Raw genomic sequence first — 22,713 nt, forward strand, 5'->3', positions numbered from 1 at the left:
TCGGCGGGAACCCTTGTCCTTGGCAGGACTCAGGACTTCATCACCGCGCGGATGGCGGTGACGAGCTGGTCCTTGGAGGGCTGGACGGCCTGGTCCAGTTCGAGGGCGAACGGGAGGACGGCGCCGTCCGGGCGGGTGACCCGCTTCGGGGGTGCCGCCAGGCGCATCTCCTCGGCCGCCGTGGCGAGGATCTCGGCACCGATGCCGCAGGACCGGTTGGAGTCGTCGACGACGACGAGCCGTCCGGTCCTCGCGACGGAGGCGGCGAGGCCCTCCCAGTCGAACGGGTACACGCTGCGCGGGTCGAAGACCTCGATCGAGACCTCCGAGGCGAGTTCTTCGGCGACCGCGAGCGCCGTCTGCACCAGGTGACCGATGGCCACCACGGTCACGTCGGTGCCGGGCCGGTGCACGGTACCGACGCCGATCGGGACCGGCTGGAGGTCCGCGTAGTCCACGTCGGCGCGAACGCCGAGCGCACCGGCCGGCGCGAAGATCACGACGGGGTCGTCATCGCGGATCGCCGACGCGAACAGGCCGTAGGCGTCCGACGGGGTGGCCGGTACCAGTGTCTTCACGCCGACGTGGGCGAACAGCCCGTACGGGTGGTCGGAGTGCTGGCCGGCCCAGCCGGTACGCGAGCCGGAACCCGGCACGAGATACGTCACCGGTACCGAGGTCTGGCCGCCCGTCATCAGCGCGAACTTGTGCGCCTGGTTCGCGATCTGCTCGAACGTGAGGAACAGCAGCGAGGGGATCTGGAACTCGATGACCGGCCGCAGCCCCGCCATCGCCGCCCCGGTCGCGAAGCTGGTGAAGGCCTGCTCGGACAGCGGCATGTCGATGACCCGGCGGGCACCGTACCGGTCCAGCATGCCCGTGGTCACCCCGGCCACGCCCACGCCGATGTCCTCGCCCATCACGACCACGTTCTCGTCGCGGGCCATCTCGTCGCCCAGGCACCGGTTCAGCGCCTTGAGGTAGGACAGTCTGGGCATCAGGCACTCGCTCCCGTCCGGGCGCGCAGGCCCGTGGCGTACAGGTGGTCCATCGCGTCGGCGGGGTCGGGCTTCGGGCTGGCGCACGCGAACCGGACCGCCTCGGCGAGCAGTTCCTCGATGGCGGCGTCGGCAGCCTCACGGTCCTCCGTGGACAGCCGGGCGCCGGCGATGTCGAGGGGGTCGCGGGACCGGCCGGTGGCCAGTTCCTCCTCCGAGCGGTAGTTCAGCCGCGCCTTGTGCTCGAAGGTGTGGTGGGCGTCGAAGCGGTAGGTCATGCACTCGATGAGACTGGGGCCCTCGCCCGCACGGGCCCGGGCGACGGCCTCGGCGGCCGCCTCGTACACCACTGCCGGGTCCATGCCGTCGACCTGCACGGACGGCATGCCGAACGCCTCGCCCCGGCCCAGGATCGTGCCGGCGACGCCGCCCTCGACGGGCATCGTGGTCGCGTAACCGTTGTTCTCGCAGACGAAGATGACCGGCACGTTCCACAGGCCGGCCAGGTTGAACGCCTCCAGCAGCACGCCCTGGCTGACCGCGCCGTCGCCGAAGAAGCTCACGGCCACCTGGTCGCCGCCCTGGTACCTGCGGGCCCAGGCAGCGCCGGCCGCGATGGCCCCGCCGGCCCCGACGATGCCGTTGGCGCCGAAGATGCCCAGGCCGAAGTCCGCGGCGTGCATCGAGCCGCCCCGGCCCTTGTTCAGCCCGGTCACCCTGCCCGCCAGCTCGGCCATCATCCGCACCGGGTCTGCGCCCTTGGCCAGGACGTGGCCGTGGCCGCGGTGGGTGCTGGTGATGATGTCGTCGGTGCGGAGCGCCCCGCACACACCGGCCGCGATGGCCTCCTGCCCGATGTACGGGTGGATGCCGCCGACGATCTCGCCCGACCGGACCAGTTCGATGGCCCGCTCCTCGAACCGCCGGATCAGCCGCACCACCCGGTACAACTCAAGGGGGTTCATGATTTTTCTCCTTTGCTGGCAGACCATCTGGAGCAGTGCCGGGGCCATCCACAGTGGATGACCCCGGCGGGCGCGTAGGGACTACGCCTTCCAGATGGGCGGGCAGAACTCCGGGTCGCCGTAGTCGGGGCGGCCGTCGGCGGTCCTGCGGACCAGCACGTCGTGGTTGTACTGCGCGATGCTGCCGTCGGACAGCTCGAAGCGGCGGTTGGCGTTGTCGCCGTCCTGGAGGTGCAGCGAGACCGCCCGGCGGGGCCGGCCGCTCACGTTCGCGCCACTGCCGTGGTAGGTCTTGCAGTGGTGGAAGTTCATGTGACCCTTGGGGATGGTCACCGGGATCTTCGTCACCACGGTGTTGTTGTACTCGGCGTTCTCGGTGAGCATGTCCTCAAGCTCCGAGCGGTCGCGCTCTGCGAAGTGCTTGACGACGCTGTCGCGGTGGCCGGTCTCCTTCCACAGGTGGCTGCCGTCGACCATGGTGATGGTCCCCATGTCCTCGGTGCAGTCGTGGAACGGGATGAAGGCTGTCAGCATCCTGTCCGAGGAGGACGAGGACCAGTAGTGCTTGTCGAAGTGCCAGGGCACGATGTTCGACGGCTCGCCGCCGATCGGCGGCTTCATGATCAGGGTGGACTGGAAGATCCGGATCTCCGTCGCCCCGGCCAGTTTCGCCGCCACCGCGCCGATCAGCGGCTTGCGGAGGATGGCGGCCAGGCCGTCGTGCTCGTAGTGCACGTAGTCGTTGTGCCGCTGGACGTCGCCGTGCGAGGGCTCCCAGTAGGCCAGCTTCGGCGGGCGTACCGGGAGGAGGCGGTCGCGCTCCCCGGCGTAGTACCGCTCGCTCGCGGCCACCAGCTCGTCGACCTCGGCGTCGGTGAGCAGCTTCTTCGACAGGTACCAGCCGTGCTCGTTGTAGAACGCGACGTCCTCGTCGGACGGGAGCAGTGCGAGTTCCGCCTCGGTCAGCGTGAAGGTCAGCAAGGTCATGACGTTTCCGTTCCCTAGTTGGCTGCCGTGGCGGACAGTTCGCGTTCCTTGGCCTCGTAGAGGGCCTTGATGTTGCCGCTGCCGAAGGTCAGGGCGCCGTGCCGCTCGATGACCTCGAGGAACAAGGTCCGGCGGATGTGCATGGACTGCGTGAAGATCTGGTACATCTGGCCCCAGTGGTCGCGGTCGACCAGGATGCCGAGCTTCTGGAGTTCGGCGATCGGCAGGTCGACGTCGCCGAGCCGGGAGGGCAGCGCGTCGTAGTAGCTGTTCGGGGTGGCGATGAACTTCACGCCACGGTTGGACAGCGTCGCCACGGTGTTCACGATGTCGGTGGTCAGGAAGGCCAGGTGCTGCACGCCGGCTCCGGCGTGCCACTGCAGGAAGTCGTCGATCTGGCCACGGCGGCGGGTGGTGTCCGGCTCGATCAGGGTGAAGGTGACACCCTTCGACGGGCTCTGCACGACCTTGGAGTCCATGCCCTGCCCGCCGACCGAGATGTACTCCTCGAAGATCTCCGAGAAGCCGAAGACCTCCTCGTAGTACCGCGCGGTGGCCGCCAGCTCGCCGGCCGGCACGCAGATCGCCGCGTGGTCGATGATCTTCAGCAGGCCCTCGTCCTCCTCGGAGTCCGGGTCCATCCGGATCAGGCCGGGAAGGAACTCGCCGGCCGGGCCGTGCCGCTCGACGAGCCGGTGCCTGACGTCACCGAAGCCGGAGACGACGGCGGTGACCACCTTGGTCTCCCCGGTCGCGTGCGCCGACGGTTCCTCGATGGCCGCCGCGCCCTTGGCGGTCAGTGAGGAGTACGCCGCGCGGGTGTCGTCGGTGCCGAACGCGATGATCGCTACGCCGTCGCCGTGACGGCCCACGTACTCGGTGGCCGGGTGCTCCGGCACCAGGCCGGATGTCAGCAGCACCCGGATGTCGCCCTGGCGGAGCAGCAGCGAACGCTGCCCGTGCAGCCCGGTCTCCGGCCCGCCCTGCCCGCAGATCCGGAATCCGAACGCGGTGCAGAGATAGAACGCCGTTTGCCGCGCATCACCGACATAGAACTCTACGTGGTCAATTCCAGAAATGTTCATGCCAACCTTCTTCACGCCGGGAAACGCACGTGGGACCGGTGCGAGAACGTGCGTGGCTCAAGGAATAGTGAGATCTCGACTAGTACCAGTGCCGTGCAGATCACCGTCTCGTTACGGCGATCCCCTCACCGCCGTACCGCGCCAGAATCCGTATGGATCGCCGATCTCTTTGCCGCAGGCTCACGATAACCACGGCTGTCACGGTTACTCAATACGACATTGGTATGACCTTTGTGGACAGCCCTTAAAGGACACCTCGCGTTCTGCTGGTGCCCGTACGGCCGATCAGCAGGCTGAGGTTCTGCCCGCCGAATCCGAACGAGTTGGACAACACGAACGAGGTCGCCTGCTCACGGGGTTTCACCACGTGATCGAGGTCGCACTCGGGATCCGGGTCGGTGAGGTTGCGGGTCGGGGGCAGGACACCACGGGCGATCGCCAGCGCTCCGGCCGCCGCCTCGACGACCCCGGACGCGCCCAGCAGGTGGCCGGTCACCGATTTCGTGGAACTCACGGCAGGTACGCCGGAGGTGAATACCTGACGCAGTGCCTTCGTTTCCGCGACATCCCCGAGTTTCGTGCTCGTTCCGTGCGCGTTGACATATCCGACTTCTGCCGGGCCAATGCCACCGGATACCAGTGCACGGCGCATGCATTCGGCGGCTGATTCGCCGTCTGGGCGGGGAGTTGTCGGATGGTGGGCATCCGTTGTCCCGCCGTAACCGGCGATATCGGCGTAGCCGGTCGCGCCGCGCGCCTCGGCGAAATCGGTCCGTTCCAGCACGACGAAAGCCGCGCCCTCACTCAATACGAATCCATTGCGCCGCGAGTCGAATGGGCGGCAGGCCTCCGCCGGGTCCTCCCAGCCGCGCGCCAGTGCCCTGGCGTTGTCGAACGTCTCGGCGAAGGTCGGGAAGAGCGGGGCCTCCGAGCAGCCGGCGATCATCACGTCGGCCTCGCCGGCCCTGATCAGCCGGGCGGCCTCGGCGATCGCCTGCGCGCCGGCCGCGCACGCCGTGGCCACGGTGGAGCTGTAGCCGCGGATGCCGTGCCGGATGGCGATCCGGGCCGAGGCCATGTTGGGTAGGGTGCCGGGCAGCAGGTACGGGCTGATCGCCGCGCGGCCCTTGATGCTGCGGGCCACGATCTGGTTCTCCAGGGTGGCGATGCCGCCGACCCCGGCCCCGATCACGCCGATCCGGTACGGGTCGACATCCCTGCCGACCTCGATCCCGGCGTCGGCCAGCGCGTCGCCGGCCGTCAGTACCGCCAGCAGCGTCACCCGGTCGATGGTGCGCACCTCGGGGCCGGAGAACAGGCCCTTGGACTCGACAGGTGCCGCGATGCCCGCGACCTCGATCGAGCCGTGCACCGGGTGCTCCTCCGGTGGCCGGACGATGCCCGACCTGCCGGTCAGCATGGCGCCGAACACCTCGTCGGCGCCCCGGCCGACCGGGGTGAACAGGCCGATGCCCGTGATGGTGACGCCTGGGACCGTCATGCCATGCTCGCAGCGTGACGCTCGCGGAGGACGAGCTTGCGGACCTTGCCGGTCGCGCCGGTCGGGATGTCGGACTCGGAGACGATGACGACCCGGCGCAGCGTGGAGCCTGCCGCGCCGAGGGCCTCACGGACCCGTTCCTCCAGCTCGGAGACCGCGTCGCCGAGGACGACGAGCACGTCGGTGGTGACGGTGTCCCCTGTGGACACCGCGACGACGGTGCAGTCGCGGACCTCGGGTACCGCGGCGAGGATCCGCTCCTCCGACAGCGAGGTGTGCAGGTAGCTGCCGTCGGGCATGATCACCGAGTCGACGGCCCGGTCCAGGTGGAAGTAGTAGCCGTCGGAGTCCCGGTAGACCAGGTCGCCGGTCAGGTAGTAGCCGTTGAGCCGGGCGCGGTAGGTGGTGACCGAGTCGTTCCAGTAGCCGGGGGCCAGGGTCGGGGACTTCACGCCCAGGTGGCCGGTCTGGTTCGGGCCGAGCACCGAGCCGTCGAGGGCGAGGACGGCGATGTCGGCGAACAGGTACGGCTTGCCGATGCACCGGCCGTAGCGCTCGGTACCGACGCCGTGGGTGATGTGGAACATCGAGTGTCCCATCTCGGTCGACCCGAGCCCGTCGATGAACCGCGAGCCGGGCACGGTCACCTTGCCCTCGCGGGTGACGGTCACGTGGGAGCCGACGGCGACCAGCGGCCGGATGTGCGCCTCGTGCGCGCAGTCGCCGGTGTTGAACCAGATGCGGACCGAGTCGAGGTCGTGCTTGCCCAGGTCGAAGCGGCTCAGCTCGGCCCAGGTGACCGCGAAGCCGAACACGCCGCGCGGCTTCCACCGCTCGATGTGCTCCAGCACGTACTCCCCGGCCTGCGAGGACAGCGCCAGGAACTCTGCGCGGTTGCCGAGGGCCTGGTTCACCATGAGGATCGTGGCGGTGTGCGGGGCCGGCAGGGCGTTGAGGATGCGGTCGACGCCCTGGGCCTGCGGCATGGTCAGCAGGTGCCGGGTGGCGGCGAAGAGGGAGCTGTGCGAGGCGACGACGGCCTTCGGGAGGCCGGTGGTGCCCGAGGAGTGGGTGATGACGATCGGGTCGTCCTGGTGGTGCTGGTAGGGCTCCGGGGCCAGGGCCGGGTCGCCGGTGCCCAGCTCGGCCAGGTCGCCGAGGTGCGGGGCGTTGAGTTCCTGGTCGCCGAGCAGCTCGCGGTGCCTGGCGTCGGTCAGGACGCCCGTGGCGCGCAGCCGCCGGATGTACTCGCCGGCGATCTCCCCGCTCAGGTTCCCGTTGATCAGGGCCGGGATGGCGCCGAGCCGGTTGAGGGCGAGGAAGCTCAGGATGTGGTCGGCTGCCGTGGTCGTCCACACGGCGACCACGTCGCGGCGGCCGATGCCGTGGGCGTGCAGCCAGGCGGCGCGGGCGTTCACGCGCTCGTCGAGCTTGCCGAGGCTCATCACCTCGTAGGCCGGGTGGCCGTCCACGTCCACGTCGAAGGTCAGGCCGGGGCCGTCCGGGTCAGCGCCGTGCGCCAGCACCGTGCCGAGCACGTTGCCTGCCCCGATGAACGGGTCGGCAGCCAGTGCACCCCGCAGGCTCTTGGTAGTCACAGGTCTTCTCCTCCACGGACGAGCACCGCGAATGCGTTGCAGGGTTCGAGTTCGACATGGACGATCAGCGCCGAGCCGGCGTCGCCGTCGGCGATCAGCAGCGCGGCCAGTTCCAGGCCCTCGTCGAGGGGCTCGCCGAGCGGGCACAGGCTGACCACCGGGCCGGACAGGCCGTGCCTGGCCGCGATGTGCCCGGCCACGGCGTTGGGCACCGACTGGAAGAACAGCAACGGCCCGATCCGCTTGCCGGCGTCGACCGCCTCGGCCACGCCCACGGCGCTTGCCAGGTCACCGCTGGTGCTGACCAGGATCACCGCTGTCCGTTCAAGATCTTTTTCTGTGTACTGGCTGAGGCAGCGCTCCGCCGTCGCGGCGGCCAGCGGGCTGAACTGCGACAGCACGAACCCGGGCAGCCCCGGCGGGGTCTGTCCGGCCGGCCAGCTCGCCTCGGCCACGGTCACGAGGGTCACGGGGCACCCACCACCAGCGCGGTGTTCGCGCCACCGAACGCGGCATTGAGGCTGACGGCGTAACGAGAGGTCACCGGCTGCGGCTCCAGGACGAGGTTGAGATCGCAGCCGGCGTCCGGCCCGAGGTACCCGGCGTTGGGCGGGAGCTGCCCGGCCCGCAGCGCCAGCAGGGTCACCGCGAGCTCCAGGATCCCGGAGGCTTCGAGCGCCTGCCCGTGCACCGACTTGGTCGAGCTGATCGGCGTCGCGCCGAGCCCGGCCCTGTGCAGGGCTGCCGTCTCGGCCACGTCGCTGTACGGCGTACCGGAGCCGTGCGCGTTGACGTAACCCACGCCGGCCGGACCGATCCCGGCCCGGGACAGCGCGGCACTGATCGCGCGGGCCAGACCCTCGCCGTCCGGGTGTGGCTGCACGACGTGGTGCGCGTCGCCCGAGCGGCCCCAGCCGTCGAGCGTGCCGAGCACGTGCCGGGCGGTGCCGGCGGGCTCCAGCACGACGGCGGCCACGCCGTCGCCGAGCAGGAGGCCGCTCCGGCCGGTACTGAATGGGCGGACCTGGCCATCGACGGCCAGTGCGCGCCCAGCGTCGAACAGGGCGAACTGGTCCTGTTCGACCAGGTAGCCGCCCGCGACGATGACCCGGCCAGCACCCCGCACGATCGCGGCTGCGGCATCGGCCAGCGCCGTGCTCGCGGCCACGCACGCGCTCGTGTAGACCCGCTCCGCCCGCATACCGGTGGCGTCACCGAGCCGCCGGGCGAACGCCGCGGGCGAGAAGGCCACCCGTTCACCCGGATCGACCCGGGGCTGGCCCGGGTCGCCGTGCACCGCGAGGAGCAGCGGCGTGCCCTCCGCAGCCCCGGCCTCGCCCGCGGCTGCGGACACTGCCCAGGCCAGCTCGTCCAGCAGCGAGCCGTCGCTGTCCGAGGTGGCGGCGACGCCGACCCTGCGGCCGGACACGTCGAACCGCCGGACCGGCGCGAAGGCCGGCCTGCCGGCCAGCGCCCCGGCCAGCAGCGGCTCGCCGCCCCGGCCGAAGGCACTGGACACCGCCAGGCCGGTGATCGCAACCCTGCGTGTCACTCAGTCCTCCGCCAGCACTTCCCCGAGCGCGGTCACCGCGTTGTCCACAGTGGACATTCGGGCCAGAACATCATCATCCAGATCCAGCTCGACGCCGTACCGCTGCTCGACCTGGTGGATCAGCCAGGCCAGCTCGAGCGAGTCGATGCGTTCCCTGACGTCGGCCGCTGTGCGGTTGCCGTACGTCGCGAGCATGGACAGCACGTCCTCGCGGGCGATCGTGCTCACTGGGCGGCGGCCAGCCGGCCGTTGACGAACGCGGAGAACTCACCGACCGTCATGACGGCCATCTGCTCGGACTCGTCCTCGTTGAACTTCACGCCGAACTCCTCCTCGACCCGCACGGCCAGCTCGGCCAGCGCGAGCGACTCGAGGTCGACGCCTGCCGGGCCGAGGGTGGTCTCGTCGGTCAGGCCCTCCACGTCGTAGTTCATCTCTTCCAGCGTCTCGACGACGAACTGGCGCACGTCCTTGCTCATAAGCTGTACTTCCTTCCGTGAAAGAACTGTCCGTCTGGGTCCGTACCGGAGCCCAGCCAGGCACCGAGCGGGAAGCCGCCCGTGACCTGCTGCTGGCCGCCGCCTCCGGTGCCTGCGGGGTGCCGGTGGCCGCGCTCGGCGTCGGTTACGAGCCGGGCGGCCGCCCCCTCCTCACCGGTGTCAGCGGCCTGCATGTCTCCGTGAGCCACGGCCGGGGCCTGGTCGCGGTCGCGGTCAGCGCGGCCGGGCCGGTCGGCGTCGACGCCGAGGCCCAGCGTTCCCTGCCGGTGGCCGGGCTGGCGCGGCGCTGGCTGCTGCCCGCCGAGGCCGCCTGGGTACACGGCCACGAGGAGGCCGGGCAGGCCCTGGCCTTCCTGAAGCTGTGGACGGCCAAGGAAGCCATGGGAAAGGCGCTCGGGCTGGGCATGCGCGAAGGCGGGCGCTACCGGCCGGTGCCGCTGCCGCCCTCCCCCGAGCTGGTACCCGGGCCCGACGGCCTGCACGTCGCCGGCCTGGTCACCGGCGGCGCTGTACTCGCGGTGGCCAGCACGGCCCCGGCGGTCCTGCGCCTCCGCTGACCCGGAGGTCATGTCGTTTCCCTGAGGGCTGCGCGGTCCCTGACCAGCTTCCCGGTGGCGGTACGCGGCAGCTGCTCGACGACGTGGATCTCCCGGGGGCGCTTGTAGGCCGCCAGCCGCTGGGCCAGCTCCGCCTCCAGCGTCCCGGCGGCTGCCGGGTCCGACAGGACCACGTACGCCTCGATGCCGCTGTCGAACACGACGACCGTGCTCGCCACGCCCGGGAGGGCTGCCAGGGTGTGCTCGACCTCGGTCAGGTCGACCTTGAGCCCGCCGACCGACACCTGCGAGTCCAGCCGGCCCCGGATCGTGACCAGCCCGGCCTCGGCGTCGACCTCGCCGGCGTCCTTCGTGGACAGCCAGCCGTCGCTCCACCGCGCCGGATCCGAGAGCCCGATGTACGGCGAGGCCGGCATCCCGATCTGGATCTCGCCGTCCTGCTCGCGGACCACGATGCCCGGAGCCGGCCTGATCGACGGCCGGTGCTCGCCGAACAGGTCGGTGCCGATCACGCCGACCTCGGTCATCCCGTACATGTTGCCCAGGACCACGCCGTACTTGGCGACGAAAGCCTGCGAGACCTCCGCACGGACCAGCTCGCCGCCGGTCGTCATCCGCTTGAGCTGCGGCAGGGCCGGCGGAGCCTCCACGGAAGCCAGCAGCTCGATGTGGAACGGCACGCCGATGATCGTGGCCGGGGACGGGTCAGCGGCCACAGCCTTGAGGATGCTGTCCACGGTCAGCCGCTCGGGCACGTCGAGCCGGACACCGGCGTGCAGCCCGTACAGCAGGCCGCCGACCAGGCCCAGCACGTGCACCATCGACGCGAGCAGCACCGTGCGCTCACCGCGCTGCGGCACCCCGTCCATCTTCGTGTACCGCTGGATTTCAGCGATCAGGTTTCCAGCCGTCCGGCCAATCACTTTGGACGGACCGGTGGAGCCGGAACTCAGCTGAATGACGGCGTGCGGGGTCTGGGCCGGGCGGCCCGGGTACGGCTGGACGCTCTCCAGCACCTCGACGAAGGCGCGGAGCGCGCCGCCGGTGACCTTCTCTGGCGCGACGACGACCTGCGGGCTCAGCCGCTCCAGCGCCTTGTCGATCTCGTGCTGGGTCAGCCGGTGGTCGAGGAGGCTCACCTGGGCGCCGATCCGCCAGGCCGCGAGCAGGCTGGCGATGTAGGCCAGCGACGGGGGCAGGCGCAGGGCGACCGTGCCGCCCGCGCGCAGGCCGGCGGCGGTCAGGCGGGCCTGCCGCTCGGCGATCTCCCGCTTGAGGGCCAGCCGGTCGACCGGCTCGCCGAGGAAAAGACAGACTTCATTGTCCGGGCCGGAAAGCAGCACTTCGTCAACCCAGCCGGAAGCAGCGACCGGTTCGTGGTCTGCCGATCCAATTATGCTCATCGAGGCTCCATGCGGGGTTCATCTTTATCGCGCAGGCGAATTGCCGTATGTGCTGACTGGCGTTGTGACCGTACACTATGGATCAGTGGATCTATAGGCGTCCACACTGGATCGCCTCCCCGTGGACGGCAGCGTACCAACGGGTTTCAACGTTCAGCAATACTGGAATTCGACAGGCACCTGGTTTACGATCCGTGCGTCAAATAACACCTGGTTAATCTTTCCTTTGCGCCACCTCCGGGCAAAATCCCCCCAGGACGGCCGATAGCAGACCACATTGGAGAGTGAGCTCGTGGCACCACTCGATCCGCAAGTGCAGGCAATGCGGGCGCTCAGGATGCGAAACAGCACCCCGCAGCTCTATACCCTCACTCTCGCCGAGGCCAGGGAGGCGGATCTGGCCTCCATCCGCGCGGCCGGCGGCGATCCGGAGCCCGTGCACCAGGTGACGAACCGGGCCATTCCCGGGGTTCACGGCGAATTGCCGATCCGGATCTACCAGCCGGAAAGCACGGAGCCATTGCCGGTCTTGATCTATTTCTTCGGCGGCGGCTGGACACTCGGCAGTATCGACACAGCGGACGGTATCTGCAGGAACCTTGCCAATGCGGCTTCCTGCATGGTTATCACCGTGGGATATCGCCTGGCTCCGGAAGCGAAGTTCCCTGCGGCGGTGCACGATTGCCATGCCGCGGTCGAGTGGGTCGCGGCGAACGCCAAGGAGCTCGGAGCCGACCCCGGCCGCATCGCGGTGGGCGGGGATAGCGCCGGCGGCAATCTCGCAGCCGCCGTGACCCTGTTGCTCAAGGAAAACAACGGGCCGCAGCTGGCCGGCCAGCTCCTGGTGTATCCGAATACCGACTACTTCTCCGATACCGCCTCGCTGCGCGAGAACACCGACCCGTTCCTGTTCAACCAGACATCGGTGGCGTGGTACTGGAACCACTATCTGTCCAGCCCGGCCGACGGCGCCAGCCCGCTCGCCTCCCCGCTGCGGGCCGAAAGCCACAGCGGGCTGCCCGCCGCGCTCGTGATCACGGCGGAGTACGATCCGATCCGCGATCAGGGCGAGCAGTACGCCGAGAAACTGCGGGCCGCCGGGGTCCCGGTGACGCTCAGCAGGTACGAGGGCATGGTGCACGGCTTCTTCGCGATGTCCGGCACGCTCGACGGCGGCCGCCGCGCCCTGGCCGAGGCCGCGGAGGCCCTGCGCACCTGGTTCGGAGACACACCATGATTCTCGTCGCTGGTTACCTGCTGACCATGCTCAACTCCCTCGGAGCCTGCCAGCCGGAGGGCTCGGTCATGGTCATCGAGGAACCCGACATCATCCGTAACGCCAACGTCGAGGCCCGCACGTCCGCCCACCCGGTCGTGCACGAGCTGGTCCCCTTCGAGTACCAGCTGGAGGCGGCCGCCGACCGGTTCTACCTCGAACACCCCGATCTCGGCGTCACGGCGGTCATCCCGGCCGTCGAGTACGCGGTGCCGTTCGCCGCCCGGCTCGCCGAGCGGTACGGGGTGCCGGGCGCGACGCTCGGCGCGGCCCAGCTCCTGCGGGACAAGGCCATGCTCCGGGTCGCCAGTGCCGCGGCCGGTGTGCTCAACCCGGCCTCCGCCCACGTCGGCGGGCCGGAGGAGGTGAAGGCCTTCGCGGCGGAGCACGGCTGCCCGATCATCCTCAAGCCGTCGAACCGGCAGGGCTCGGTCGGCACCCGGATCGTCCGGGACGCCTCGGAGATCGACGCGGCCTGGATCGCCGCCACGTCGCAGGACGAGGGCAAGGTCGTGCCCGACCGTGGCCTGCCGATGCACATGCTCGCCGAGGAGTTCGTGGCCGGCGAGGAGTTCAGCGTCGAGATGCTGGTCCGCGACGGCGTGAACGAGTTCGCCAACATCACCGGCAAGATCCTCTACCCGGGCCCGCAGCCGGTCGAGCTGGGACACGTCATCCCCGGTGACCTGCCGCAGGACGTGGCGGCCGAGATGATCGCCGCGACCGAGCGGGTCGTGACGGCCACCGGCTTCCGATCCGGCGTGCTGCACTGCGAGTGGATCGTCCGGGACGGGCAGCCGTACCTGGTGGAATGCGCCGGCCGGATGCCCGGTGACGGCATCGTCGACCTGGTCAAGAACTCCTGGCCGATCGACTTCGTCCCCCGGTACGCGCAGATCATGCTCGGGCAGCCCTCGGAGCCCGCCCCCGAGGGCCCGGCCCGGGCCGGGGTCACCTGGTTCCTGCACACCGAGGCGGGGGAGGTGGAGAGCATCACGGGGCTGGACGAAGCCAAGTCCGTCGAGCACGTGTACTTCGCCGCCGTGAGCGTCAAGCCCGGCGACACCACCCGCGAACTCCGCAACTCCTGGGACCGGGTCGGCCAGATCTTCGCCTTCGCGGTCAGCGTGCCGGAGGCACTGGACGCGGCACAGGCCGCGGCCGGCAAGATCGTGATCAAGCACAAGTAGTGAGAGCGGAGGGCTCTGTCCGGCGGTGCCCGGACGGAGCCCTCCGCTGTGCTACGCGTTGACCCGCAACGCCGCTCCCGCGGCGTCCAGGGCCGCCTCGACCTCGGCCAGGCTCTCCCCCACGGCGGTGGCCAGAGCGATCCGGCCGTCGAAGGTGCCCTTGGCCGGGCCGCGTACGGAGCCGGGCTTCGCGAAAGCCGACAGCTGGTCGATCGCGGCCGGCTGGCCCGAGGGCCCGAAGTCGAAGCGCACCGACTCGATCACGGTGCCATCGTGTTCGGCCCAGAAGAACCGCACGCCAGCGACCCGCCCCCGGGCAGGCTCGGCCGACGGTGGCTGTCCACACGCGACGGCGCAGGCGTTCAGGCCGGTGTCCACGCCGGTGGCCAGCTCGCCCAGGTACGGGATCAGGTCCCCGCCGACCCGGCCGTTGACCTCGATGATCCGGGGACCGTCCGGCGTCATCATGATCTCGGTGTGCGTGTTGCCGGTCCGGTAGCCGAGGGCCGCGTGCGCGTCGTGCAGGACCTTCAGCAGCTCGGCGTCGGTGAGCAGCGGGTCGGCGGCGTCGACCGTGTGGCCGATCTCCACGCAGTACGGCGGGAAGCCGACGCGTTTGCGGGCCAGGCACAGGACGGTCACCTCGCCCTCGTGCACCGAGCAGTCCACACTGATCTCGTACCCGGTGACGCGTTCCTCGACGAGCGGCCGGGCGACGTAGTCTGCCCTGCCGGGGACGGCGACACTGGTCGCGGCGGCGTACGCCGCGTCGAGTCCGCCGGGGGTGTCGACGGCGACCACACCCATGCTGAGCAGCAGGTCGCTGGGCTTGACGACGACCGGGTAGCCGATGCCGGCGGCGGCTTGGCGTGCCTCCTCCAGCGAGGTGACCTGGATGGATCGCGGCTGGGGTACCCCGGCTGCCGCCAGGGCCTCACGGGTCTGGTGCTTGTCGCGGCAGCGCATCGCGGCGGCGGCCCCGGGGCCGGGCAGGCCGAGCTGCTCGGCGATGTGCGCGGCGTGCACGACCCGGGCCTCGTCCCACGTGACGACCCCGTCCAGCGGCGTCGCCTCGTGGATGGCTCTGGCTGCCGCCAGCGCGTCGTCCAGCTCCGTGGTGTCCTCGGCGACCGTCCAGGCCGTGACGTACTCCTTCTCCCAGGTCGGTTCGACACCCGTGAGGTAGTGCAGCCGATACTGGGAGGACATTGCTTTGTACATGTATTCCCGGAAAGCCCGGCCCCCGCCGCGGACGATCAGTACGAGAGGTCGTTCCATGCGCATCGTCTCCTGGAGACAGAAAGGCCGATGGGCCCCGCGCAACGCGTGCGTGGGGCCCATCGGATATTGCGTTATGTGTTAGTCCCGGGGGTGCGCTTAGAGCGCAACCTCGCGAACCTCAACCTCGAACGCGACCTCGCGAACCTCAACCTCGAACTTGGCGTCACTGGTGCTCGGGTCAACCTCACGACGAGTCATGTGACTCTCCCTTCTCGTGATTACTACGTGCCTTACAGGGAACAGCATCGGGCCACTATGGAGCCAAGTCAAGGGCTCGCGCCTGTCGATTACACGTCCCGCATTTCGTCCACTAGAGACTGTGCCAGCCGCCGTACGCCTTCGGTGATCTCCTCCGGCCGTGGCCAGCTGCACGACAGGCGCAGTGAGCTGCTCCCGCCACCGTCCGTGTAGAAGAAGCTCATCGGTGTCCACAGCACGCCGTGTTTGCTCGCCGAACGTTCGAGGAAAGCCTCGTCCGCGCGTACCGGTACGTCCACTACCGCGAAGAAACCGCCGTCGGGCACATTCCACGACACTCCGGGAATGGCGCCGAGATGCGTGTCCAATGCGGAGAGAAGAGTGCGCAGGTTCTGCTGGTAGAAAGCAATCTTGTCCGCGTTGGCGGCGCGCAGGCTGTAGCCGGACTCGACCAGGAATCCGCCGATCACGGCCTGGCTGATCGGGGACGTGTTCACGGTCAGCATGCTCTTGATCGCCGACAGCTCGGCTGCCAGCGTCGTCCGGCGGCCAGCGCTGTCCACGACCTGCTGGTCCGCGACCAGGAAACCGACCCGGGCGCCGGGGAACACCGACTTGGCGAAGGAGCCCAGGTAGATCACACGGCGGTCCGTGTCGAGCGACTTGAGGCTGGGGGCCGGGTCGGCGGACAGGCCGAAGAGGCCGTACGGGTCGTCCTCCAGGATCAGCAGCCCGGCCTCCGCCGCGGCGTCCAGGAGCGCCTGCCGGGTCGCGACGGGCAGCGAGACCCCGGAAGGGTTGGAGAAGTTCGGCACCATGTACAGGGCCTTCGGGCGCTTGCCCGCGCGGCGTACCTCGGCGGCGACCCGGGTGACCTCGGCGGGGTCGAGGCCACCGGAGCCCTCGGGCACGGGTACGACCTCGATGCCGAGGAGACGCGCGGCTCCGGTGATGCCCACGTAGCAGGGGGACGCGGCCAGGAGAACGTCCTCGGGGCCTGCGCACAGCCCGCGCAGGACGATGACCATCGCCTCCTGGCAGCCAGCGGTGACCGCGATGGCCTCGGGCGCCACGTGCACGTTCTCGTCGGTGGCGAGCAGCTGGGCGATGATGCCGTGGATCTGGCCGTTCGTCCTGCCGTACTGCATGAGCGCGTCGCGGATCGACTCAGGGGATTGGCCGGAATCGGCAAGGTGCTGCCGGTACAAAGAAATGTATTTGGTGATGTCGTCCGGGTCGAAGAAGGCGCTGAACGGACGCCCGGCCGCCAGGGATATCGCGCTGGGAAAGCGTTCGGCGACCTCGTTGAGGAAATTCATCGATGATGACACTGGGTCCGAGACAGAGGCGTGCAGCTGCTCGCGGATGATGTCCATCAGGCGACCGCCGTCCGGTCGATGCCCGCGATGCTGACCCGGCCGGTGAGGGCCATCGTGTGCTCCAGTTCGCTCGTGATCAGATCCATGACTCCCCCGACTCCGTGCGCGCCCCTGGCGGCCAGGCCCCACAGCACGGGGCGGCCGAGCAGCACGGCGTCAGCGCCGAGCGCCAGGCCCGCGAAGACGTCCGAGCCGCGCCGCACGCCGCCGTCGACCATCACCTGGCAGCGGCCTGCCACGGCCTCGGCGATCTCCGGCAGCGCGTGCAGGCCGGTGACGGCGGGGTCGAGCTGGCGGCCACCGTGGTTGGAGGCGACGACGGCCGACACGCCGTGCTCGGCGGCCAGCAGGGCGTCCTCGGCGGTCAGGATGCCCTTGAGGACGATCGGCAGGCTGGTCACGCCGCGCAGCCACTCCAGGTCAGCCCAGGTGATGGTCTGGTCGAAGGCCTCCGCGGCGTGCACGGCCAGGCCGGAGGACCCCTGTTTGCTGATGTGCGCTGAGCCCATCAGCGCCGCGTCGAGATTCACCGCCTCGATGCCCTCCGGGATCGCCCAGCCGTTGCGCAGGTCGCGGAGCCGCTTGCCGATCCGGGGCGCGTCGACGGTGAGGACGAGCGCGCGGAATCCGGCAGCCTCCGCCCGCTGGGCCAGCGCCGCGAGCGCGCCCCGGTCCTTGAGCCAGTAGAGCTGGAGCCACAGCGGGCCCGTCGCGGCCCTGGCGATCTCCTCCAGCGGCTGGCTGGAGAAGATGCTCACCACATACAGGTTCCCGCGCGCGCCCGCCGCTGTCGCGACCTCGCCGTCCGGATGGCACAGCTGGTGGTACGCGGTCGGGGCGATCACCACAGGGGAAGGGACCGCTGCGCCGAGCAGAGTCGTGGCCGTGTCGACAACAGACACGTCGACCAGCACGCGCGGCCGGAATGCGATCTGGCTGAATGCCCGGTCGTTCGCCGCCAGTGTCAGCTCCGTACCGGAACCGCCGTCGACAAAATCCCAGATCTCCGGGCTGACCTGGGACTGGGCTATTGTCCGATAATCCTCAGCGCACAGCACTTAGCTACCTCCTCAGTGGAGGATAAGTATGCCGGGGCATCGGGGAAAAGCGCGTGGCCGCAGCGGAGTCTTTATCGCTGCGGCCACAATTGCCTGTAAAACCCTCAGCCGGTACTCACCGGAGCAATAGGCTCCATCACCGCCCGCCCGGACTTCACGAGTGTCCCGCGCAGCTTCTGCGCTTCCTGCCGGGCGCCGTTGGCCTCCGCCTCGTTCTCGAAGTAGTTCTCGAGCGCGACGAGCACGTCCAGCGAATCGGCCAGCCAGTAAGGCGTGCGCAGCCGGCGCCACACGCGCAGCGCCTCGGTGAGGCAGCCACGGGCCGAGTCCGTGCGGCCAGCCGACAGGTGCGCGGCGGCGAGCCTGCGCAGGGCCAGCGCGCGGCCGAAGGACTGGTCGTGCTCCTGGTACACCATGAGGCACCAGGCGAGCATCGCCTCACCGGCCGGCAGCTGTCCCCGGCGGAGCCTCAGCTCGGCGAACGTGAGGACGGTGTGCGCCTGGCTGAGCCGGTCACCGGTCTGCGCGTAGACCTCGCGGGAGGCCGACAGGCAGGCCTCGGCCTCGTCGAGCCTGCCGCGGTCGAGGTGCACGAGGCCGAGGCTGCGCAGCGAGTGCGCCTCCCCCGGCTTGTACCCGGCCACCCGGCTCCCGTCCAGCGCCCGCTGGTGCCAGGTCTCGGCCTCGTCCGGGCGGCGCTGCTCGCGGAGCGCCGTGCCGATGCCGTTGGCCGCGTACGCCTCACCGGCCGGGTTGCCGAGCCGCCGGCACAGCTCAGCGGCCTGCTCGAAGAACCGGACCGCGATCGCGTACTGCCCGCGCATCCGGTGCAGGTGCGCGAGCCCGGCCAGGCAGGCTGCCTCGTGGTGCGGGTCGGCGAGTACCCGGGCGTCGGCCAGCGCCGCCTCGAAGCTCTCGATCGCCGAGTCGTACCGGTCCTGGATGGTGTGCAGCTCGCCGAGGTTGCGGTGCAGCGCGACGGCAGCCCTGCGGTCACCTGTCTCCTCCGCCAGGGCCAGCGCCTCGGTGTGCGTGCGCCGCCAGTCGTCGAAGTGGTTGCGTACCTCGAAGAACGAGGCCATGCTCGCGGCGAGCCCGCTGGCCAGAGGCGCGTCGCGCAGCTTGCAGGCGTGCAGCACGAGACTGACCATCGTGGACCGTTCGGCCTCGAACCAGGTCACCGGGTCCTTGGTCAGCTCGTCGGCCGCCGCCGGGGGCAGCGCCCAGCCGGGGGCCGGGTGCGGGGCCGTGCCGAGGAACCCGCTGGCGAGCTGGGCGTTGGCCCGTTCGGCGAGGTCCAGGTACGCCCCGCACAGCCGGAACACCGCCCGGTCGAGGTCCGGCTCGCGGTCCTCGGCGCGGGCGCGTTCCCTGGCGTAGACGCGGAGGATGCCGTGCACGCGGTACCGCTGGCCGCTCCCGGCTGGTTCGAGGAGGTGCACGTCGATCAGCTCGTCGACGATCCGCTCGGCGCGCTGTGGCGGCACGTCGAGCACCGCCGCCGCTGCCCAGGCCGGGAAGTCGGTGACCTGGAGCGTGCCGAGGAGCCGGAAGGCGCTCTGGGCCTCCGGGCTCAGCTCGTCGTAGCTGAGCGCCAGGGTCGCCCGGACCTCCAGGTCACCGGCTGCCAGCTCGTCGAGCCTGCCGCGCTCGTCGCGGAGTGCCGTGGCGAGCTGCCCGAGCTTCCAGTGCGGGCGGGCGGCGAGGCGGACGGCCGCGATCCGGACGGCGAGCGGCAGGTACCCGCACAGCCGCACGATCTCCGCCGCCGCGTCCAGCTCCGCCGTGACCCGCGCCCGGCCCACCACCCCGGCGAGCAGGGTGAGAGCCTGCTCCTCAGGGAGGCGGCCGAGCTGGAGCCGGTGCGCGCCCAGCCCGGCGAGGCTGGCCCGGCTGGTGACGAGGACGGCACACGTGCTGCTGCCCGGCAGCAGCGGCCGGACCTGACGTTCGGTGGCCGCGTCGTCGAGCACGACGAGCACCCGCCGGTCGGCGAGCAGCGAGCGGTAGAGCGCGACCCGCTCGTCGAGGCTCTCCGGCAGGGTGGACCGGCCCAGCGCCCGGAGGAACTGGCCGAGGACCCCGGCTGGTTCGGTGCCGCGCAGGCTGGCGTAGAGCTGGCCGTCCGGGAAGTCGGGCCTGGCCTGGTGTCCGAGGTGGACGGCGAAGGCCGACTTGCCGATCCCGGCCTGCCCGACCACGACCACGGTCGCCGGGCCGTCGGCCTCCTGGGTGAGCAGCCCGGACGCGATCGCGAGCTGCGACTGCCTGCCCACGAACCCGCCGACGTCGGCCGGCAGGTGGCACACCGGCCCGGGCTCCTCCTGGGTCACCACCCTGGCCGGCGTGCCCGGGACCAGCTCGGCGACCAGCTCCGCCGCGCCACGTCCGCTGAGGATGGCCTGTGCCAGCCGGTGCAGGTCCTCGCCCGGCTCGATGCCCAGTTCCTCGACGAGGGTCCGGCGGGCCGCGCGGAACACGCCGAGCGCGTCGGCTGTCCGGCCGGACAGGTAGAGGGCGAGCATGAGGCGGGCGCGGAAGACCTCGCGCAGCGGGTACCCGTCGACGAGCCCGACCAGCTCGGCGATGAGTGCCGGGTGCCTGCCGAGGGCCAGGTCCACGTCGAGCCGCTGCTCGAGGACGGCGATCCGCCGTTCCTCCAGCCTGGCGGCCTCCACCTCGGCGAACCTGCCGGTCACGCCGCCGAGGGCCGGGCCGCGCCACAGGCCGAGGGCCGAGCGCAGGCCGGTGGCCGCCTCGGAGACCTGGCCGGCCGCGAGCGCGCGCTCCGCTGCGGCGACCCGGGTCTCGAAGAGCTGGAAGTCGATGGCGGCCGGCCCGGTCCTGAGCAGGTAACCGTCCGGATGGGTCTGGAGCACGTCCCGGCCGGCCCCGGACTCGGCCAGTAACCGCCGGAGGGCCGACACGTACACCTGGATCTGGTTGCGGACGTTCAGCGGGGCGGCTTCGCCCCATACCCCGTCGATGATCTGCTCGACGGACACGACCGCGTTGCTGCGGAGAGCGAGTAGGGCGAGTAGTGAGCGGCGTTTCGGGCCGCCCAGGGCGAGACTTCGCCCTGCGGCGTGCACCTCGAACGAGCCCAGCATGCGAATATCCATTCGACCCCGATCTGCGAATGAACGTTCCAAGCGAATCAAGTCACCCATTATGGACGTCGACTGTCCTCAATGGAACATGTGAGGCCGGTCACAGGTCGTAACGCTGCCGGGGGCCTGGGCGATAAGCGCCGGAAAAGGGTGATGGCCGCTGGGATCGGGGTCCAGCGGCCATCACGTCTGCGGGGCTACGCGGTGACGTAGCGCATGTAGGTCGTCCAGTTCCAGTGCCGGCCCGGGTCGCTGTGGGTGGCGCCGGGGACCTGGTTGTGCCCGATGATCCGGGAGCGGGTCTTCGGGATGCCGTACTTGTTGCACATCGCCTTGGTCAGAGCGGCGCTCGACTTGTACATCGCGTTCGTGAACCACTTCGCCTCGTTCACGAAGCCCTCGTGCTCGATGCCGATCGACTGCTTGTTGTACGTCGAGTTCCCAGCGTGCCACGCGGTGTCCTTGTTGCGGACCATCTGGGTGACCTCGCCGTTGCTCGACTTGATCACGTAGTGGGCGCTGACCTTCGCGCTGCCGTTCTTGAACCAGGAAATACTACCGGCATACGAGCCCTGCGTGACGTGAATGACTACGTACTTGATGGAGTTCCCGCCCCGCCCGGTGGCGTAGTTGTTCGAGTGGGCCGCCGACCACTTGGCCGGGCCGTAGTCGGAGCTCATCAGCTCGCCGAGCGGGGCGACACCGGCCAGCTCGCCGCGCTGCGGCGCGACGGTACGCGGCGTGACGTGCGCGGCGTCCCTGATCCCGGTACCGAGGGCCTCGTAGACGGTGTCGGCGTAGAGGCGGGCGGTGGGCGCGTCGGCGGCGTTGCCGTACCGGGCGACGACCGGGTACCACTTGTTGATGTCCTGCCGGTCGGCCGGGGTCAGGCCGGCCTCGTCGGCGTAGGCCCGGAGTACGGCCGCACCGCCACGGATGTTGGCCGTGGTGTCCTTCTGGAGCGTGACGACGGAGACGCCCGTGAGGACGGAGGCCCGGTCCAGGCTGGTCGCGCTCGGGTTGCTCACCAGGTGCATCACCCCGTACCCGTTACTGGCGCTCGGCTGGCCCTGGTGGCCGTCGAAGCCGCTCTCTGAGTACGCGACGGCCGCGAGGAGGTCGCGGGGCACCTGGTACTCGGCGCCGGCCGCCGTGAAGGCCCCGTCGAGCCCGCCCGCCGGTGCCGCGCTGGCCGGCTGGGCCAGGCCGCTGAGCGAGGCCACCACGACGCCGCCGAGCAGTAACGCTGCCAACTTGCGCATGTCATCACCATCCTGTGTGGAGCGCTGACTTGATGGGGTGAAGCCTGCGCGCCGGTACTGAACGAGTGCTGAACAGGACGCTGAACGGAGTACTGAACGAAATGCTGTCGCTTTTGCGGCACTTGCGGGGAGCAAACAACGGCCGGCCAGGCACTTCAGCGTTTCTTCAACCGGGCCCGGCAGATTCGGTGCCATCGAGGCCGCCCCGAGCCGGGAGCGGCCCGCCACCCCCACCGAAGGGAAGCACCATGTCTGCTCTGACCATGAAGCGGGCCGGCGCCCTGCTGGCCGGCGTGACCGCGATCGTCGCCCTGACCGCAGGCCAGGCCAACGCGGCCCCCACCCTGGGCGAGAAGATCGCCGCGAAGGCGAAGACGCAGGTCGGCGTCAAGGAGACCGGTAACAACTGCAACCCGTACGGCCCGTGCCAGGCGTGGTGCGCCGACTTCGTGCGCTGGGTCTGGAAGAAGTCCGGCGCGAAGACCTCCGGCACCAACTCGCTCGCCGCCAGCTTCAAGTCCTACGGCCAGGCCAACGGCACCTACCGCGGCCGGACCGGCACGCCCAAGGTCGGCGACGCCGTGATGTTCGACTGGAACAACGACGGCAAGATCGACCACGTCTCGATCGTGGTGAAGGTCGGCAGCACCACGATCGACACTGTCGGCGGCAACGAGAGCGGCGCGGTCCGCCACAAGACCGGCTCCACCGCGATCAAGCGCTCCAACCCCGACATCGTCGGCTACACCACCGCCAAGGCCGCCTGACCAGCACCTGAACGCACGCTCTGAGGGGTTCCGGGGCCGGGCTCGC

20 protein-coding genes are annotated in these 22,713 nt (G+C 70.2%); 4 read left to right on the forward strand and 16 right to left on the reverse strand.

Annotated elements, in window-relative coordinates; all coding sequences use genetic code 11:
• Positions 1-29: 29 nt before the first annotated feature.
• The 10 genes from A3G1_RS0116520 to A3G1_RS0116565 form a co-directional block, all read right to left on the reverse strand.
• Positions 30-998, reverse strand: coding sequence for an alpha-ketoacid dehydrogenase subunit beta (locus A3G1_RS0116520; protein ID WP_018350585.1), 969 nt, complete (start codon positions 996-998; stop codon positions 30-32).
• On the reverse strand, positions 998-1,963 hold the full coding sequence (locus A3G1_RS0116525) for a thiamine pyrophosphate-dependent dehydrogenase E1 component subunit alpha (protein WP_018350586.1): 966 nt from the start codon (positions 1,961-1,963) through the stop codon (positions 998-1,000). Before A3G1_RS0116525 ends, A3G1_RS0116520 begins: the two co-directional genes overlap by 1 nt.
• 81 nt (positions 1,964-2,044) lie before the next feature.
• Positions 2,045-2,950 (reverse strand): phytanoyl-CoA dioxygenase family protein, encoded by a 906-nt coding sequence (locus tag A3G1_RS0116530; RefSeq protein ID WP_018350587.1) that lies wholly within the window; start codon positions 2,948-2,950, stop codon positions 2,045-2,047.
• 14 nt (positions 2,951-2,964) lie between these two features.
• Positions 2,965-4,035: a 4-hydroxyphenylpyruvate dioxygenase gene (gene hppD, locus A3G1_RS0116535; RefSeq protein ID WP_018350588.1), complete on the reverse strand. Its 1,071-nt coding sequence runs from the start codon at positions 4,033-4,035 to the stop codon at positions 2,965-2,967.
• A gap of 244 nt (positions 4,036-4,279) precedes the next feature.
• The gene (locus tag A3G1_RS0116540; protein ID WP_018350589.1) at positions 4,280-5,536 is read right to left on the reverse strand and encodes a beta-ketoacyl-[acyl-carrier-protein] synthase family protein; all 1,257 of its coding nucleotides are present in this window, start codon (positions 5,534-5,536) and stop codon (positions 4,280-4,282) included.
• Complete coding sequence (locus A3G1_RS0116545) at positions 5,533-7,134, reverse strand: class I adenylate-forming enzyme family protein (protein ID WP_018350590.1); 1,602 nt, start codon at positions 7,132-7,134, stop codon at positions 5,533-5,535. Before A3G1_RS0116545 ends, A3G1_RS0116540 begins: the two co-directional genes overlap by 4 nt.
• A complete protein-coding gene (locus tag A3G1_RS0116550; protein ID WP_018350591.1) occupies positions 7,131-7,604 on the reverse strand; it encodes a beta-ketoacyl synthase chain length factor in 474 nt (157 codons plus the stop codon). The genes A3G1_RS0116545 and A3G1_RS0116550 overlap by 4 nt, the downstream gene beginning before the upstream one ends.
• A complete protein-coding gene (locus A3G1_RS0116555; protein WP_018350592.1) occupies positions 7,601-8,686 on the reverse strand; it encodes a beta-ketoacyl-[acyl-carrier-protein] synthase family protein in 1,086 nt (361 codons plus the stop codon). Before A3G1_RS0116555 ends, A3G1_RS0116550 begins: the two co-directional genes overlap by 4 nt.
• On the reverse strand, positions 8,687-8,881 hold the full coding sequence (locus A3G1_RS0116560) for a hypothetical protein (protein WP_040478668.1): 195 nt from the start codon (positions 8,879-8,881) through the stop codon (positions 8,687-8,689). It abuts the gene before it with no gap.
• Between the two features lie 29 nt (positions 8,882-8,910).
• The gene (locus tag A3G1_RS0116565) at positions 8,911-9,165 is read right to left on the reverse strand and encodes an acyl carrier protein (protein WP_018350594.1); all 255 of its coding nucleotides are present in this window, start codon (positions 9,163-9,165) and stop codon (positions 8,911-8,913) included.
• Positions 9,166-9,182: 17 nt separating this feature from the next.
• Between A3G1_RS0116565 and A3G1_RS0116570 the strand changes: the two genes are divergently transcribed.
• Positions 9,183-9,743, forward strand: a complete 561-nt coding sequence (locus tag A3G1_RS0116570) for a 4'-phosphopantetheinyl transferase family protein (protein WP_018350595.1) — start codon at positions 9,183-9,185, stop codon at positions 9,741-9,743.
• A gap of 8 nt (positions 9,744-9,751) precedes the next feature.
• On the opposite strand, the gene A3G1_RS0116575 is transcribed toward A3G1_RS0116570, so the two are convergent.
• Positions 9,752-11,146 carry a class I adenylate-forming enzyme family protein gene (locus A3G1_RS0116575; RefSeq protein ID WP_026212204.1) on the reverse strand — a complete coding sequence of 465 codons (1,395 nt, stop codon included), beginning with the start codon at positions 11,144-11,146 and terminating at the stop codon, positions 9,752-9,754.
• Between the two features lie 322 nt (positions 11,147-11,468).
• On the opposite strand from A3G1_RS0116575, the gene A3G1_RS0116580 reads away from it, so the two are divergent.
• The gene (locus A3G1_RS0116580) at positions 11,469-12,383 is read left to right on the forward strand and encodes an alpha/beta hydrolase (protein ID WP_018350597.1); all 915 of its coding nucleotides are present in this window, start codon (positions 11,469-11,471) and stop codon (positions 12,381-12,383) included.
• On the forward strand, positions 12,380-13,612 hold the full coding sequence (locus A3G1_RS0116585) for an ATP-grasp domain-containing protein (RefSeq protein WP_018350598.1): 1,233 nt from the start codon (positions 12,380-12,382) through the stop codon (positions 13,610-13,612). Before A3G1_RS0116580 ends, A3G1_RS0116585 begins: the two co-directional genes overlap by 4 nt.
• A gap of 51 nt (positions 13,613-13,663) precedes the next feature.
• On the opposite strand, the gene A3G1_RS0116590 is transcribed toward A3G1_RS0116585, so the two are convergent.
• From A3G1_RS0116590 to A3G1_RS41800, 5 genes are all read right to left on the reverse strand, one after another.
• Positions 13,664-14,821, reverse strand: a complete 1,158-nt coding sequence (locus tag A3G1_RS0116590; protein WP_245563511.1) for an ATP-grasp domain-containing protein — start codon at positions 14,819-14,821, stop codon at positions 13,664-13,666.
• Between the two features lie 359 nt (positions 14,822-15,180).
• Entirely contained in the window at positions 15,181-16,467 is a 1,287-nt protein-coding gene (locus A3G1_RS0116600; RefSeq protein WP_018350601.1) for an aminotransferase-like domain-containing protein, read from the reverse strand.
• Complete coding sequence (locus tag A3G1_RS0116605) at positions 16,467-17,528, reverse strand: alpha-hydroxy acid oxidase (RefSeq protein WP_018350602.1); 1,062 nt, start codon at positions 17,526-17,528, stop codon at positions 16,467-16,469. Before A3G1_RS0116605 ends, A3G1_RS0116600 begins: the two co-directional genes overlap by 1 nt.
• 104 nt (positions 17,529-17,632) lie before the next feature.
• On the reverse strand, positions 17,633-20,650 hold the full coding sequence (locus tag A3G1_RS35250; protein WP_169437585.1) for an AfsR/SARP family transcriptional regulator: 3,018 nt from the start codon (positions 20,648-20,650) through the stop codon (positions 17,633-17,635).
• Between the two features lie 185 nt (positions 20,651-20,835).
• Complete coding sequence (locus A3G1_RS41800; protein ID WP_018350604.1) at positions 20,836-21,900, reverse strand: N-acetylmuramoyl-L-alanine amidase; 1,065 nt, start codon at positions 21,898-21,900, stop codon at positions 20,836-20,838.
• 248 nt (positions 21,901-22,148) lie between these two features.
• On the opposite strand from A3G1_RS41800, the gene A3G1_RS0116620 reads away from it, so the two are divergent.
• Complete coding sequence (locus A3G1_RS0116620; RefSeq protein WP_157641178.1) at positions 22,149-22,667, forward strand: CHAP domain-containing protein; 519 nt, start codon at positions 22,149-22,151, stop codon at positions 22,665-22,667.
• The last annotated feature ends 46 nt before the right edge of the window (positions 22,668-22,713 follow it).

Source organism: Longispora albida DSM 44784 (assembly GCF_000379825.1).
GTDB classification, from domain to species: domain Bacteria; phylum Actinomycetota; class Actinomycetes; order Mycobacteriales; family Micromonosporaceae; genus Longispora; species Longispora albida.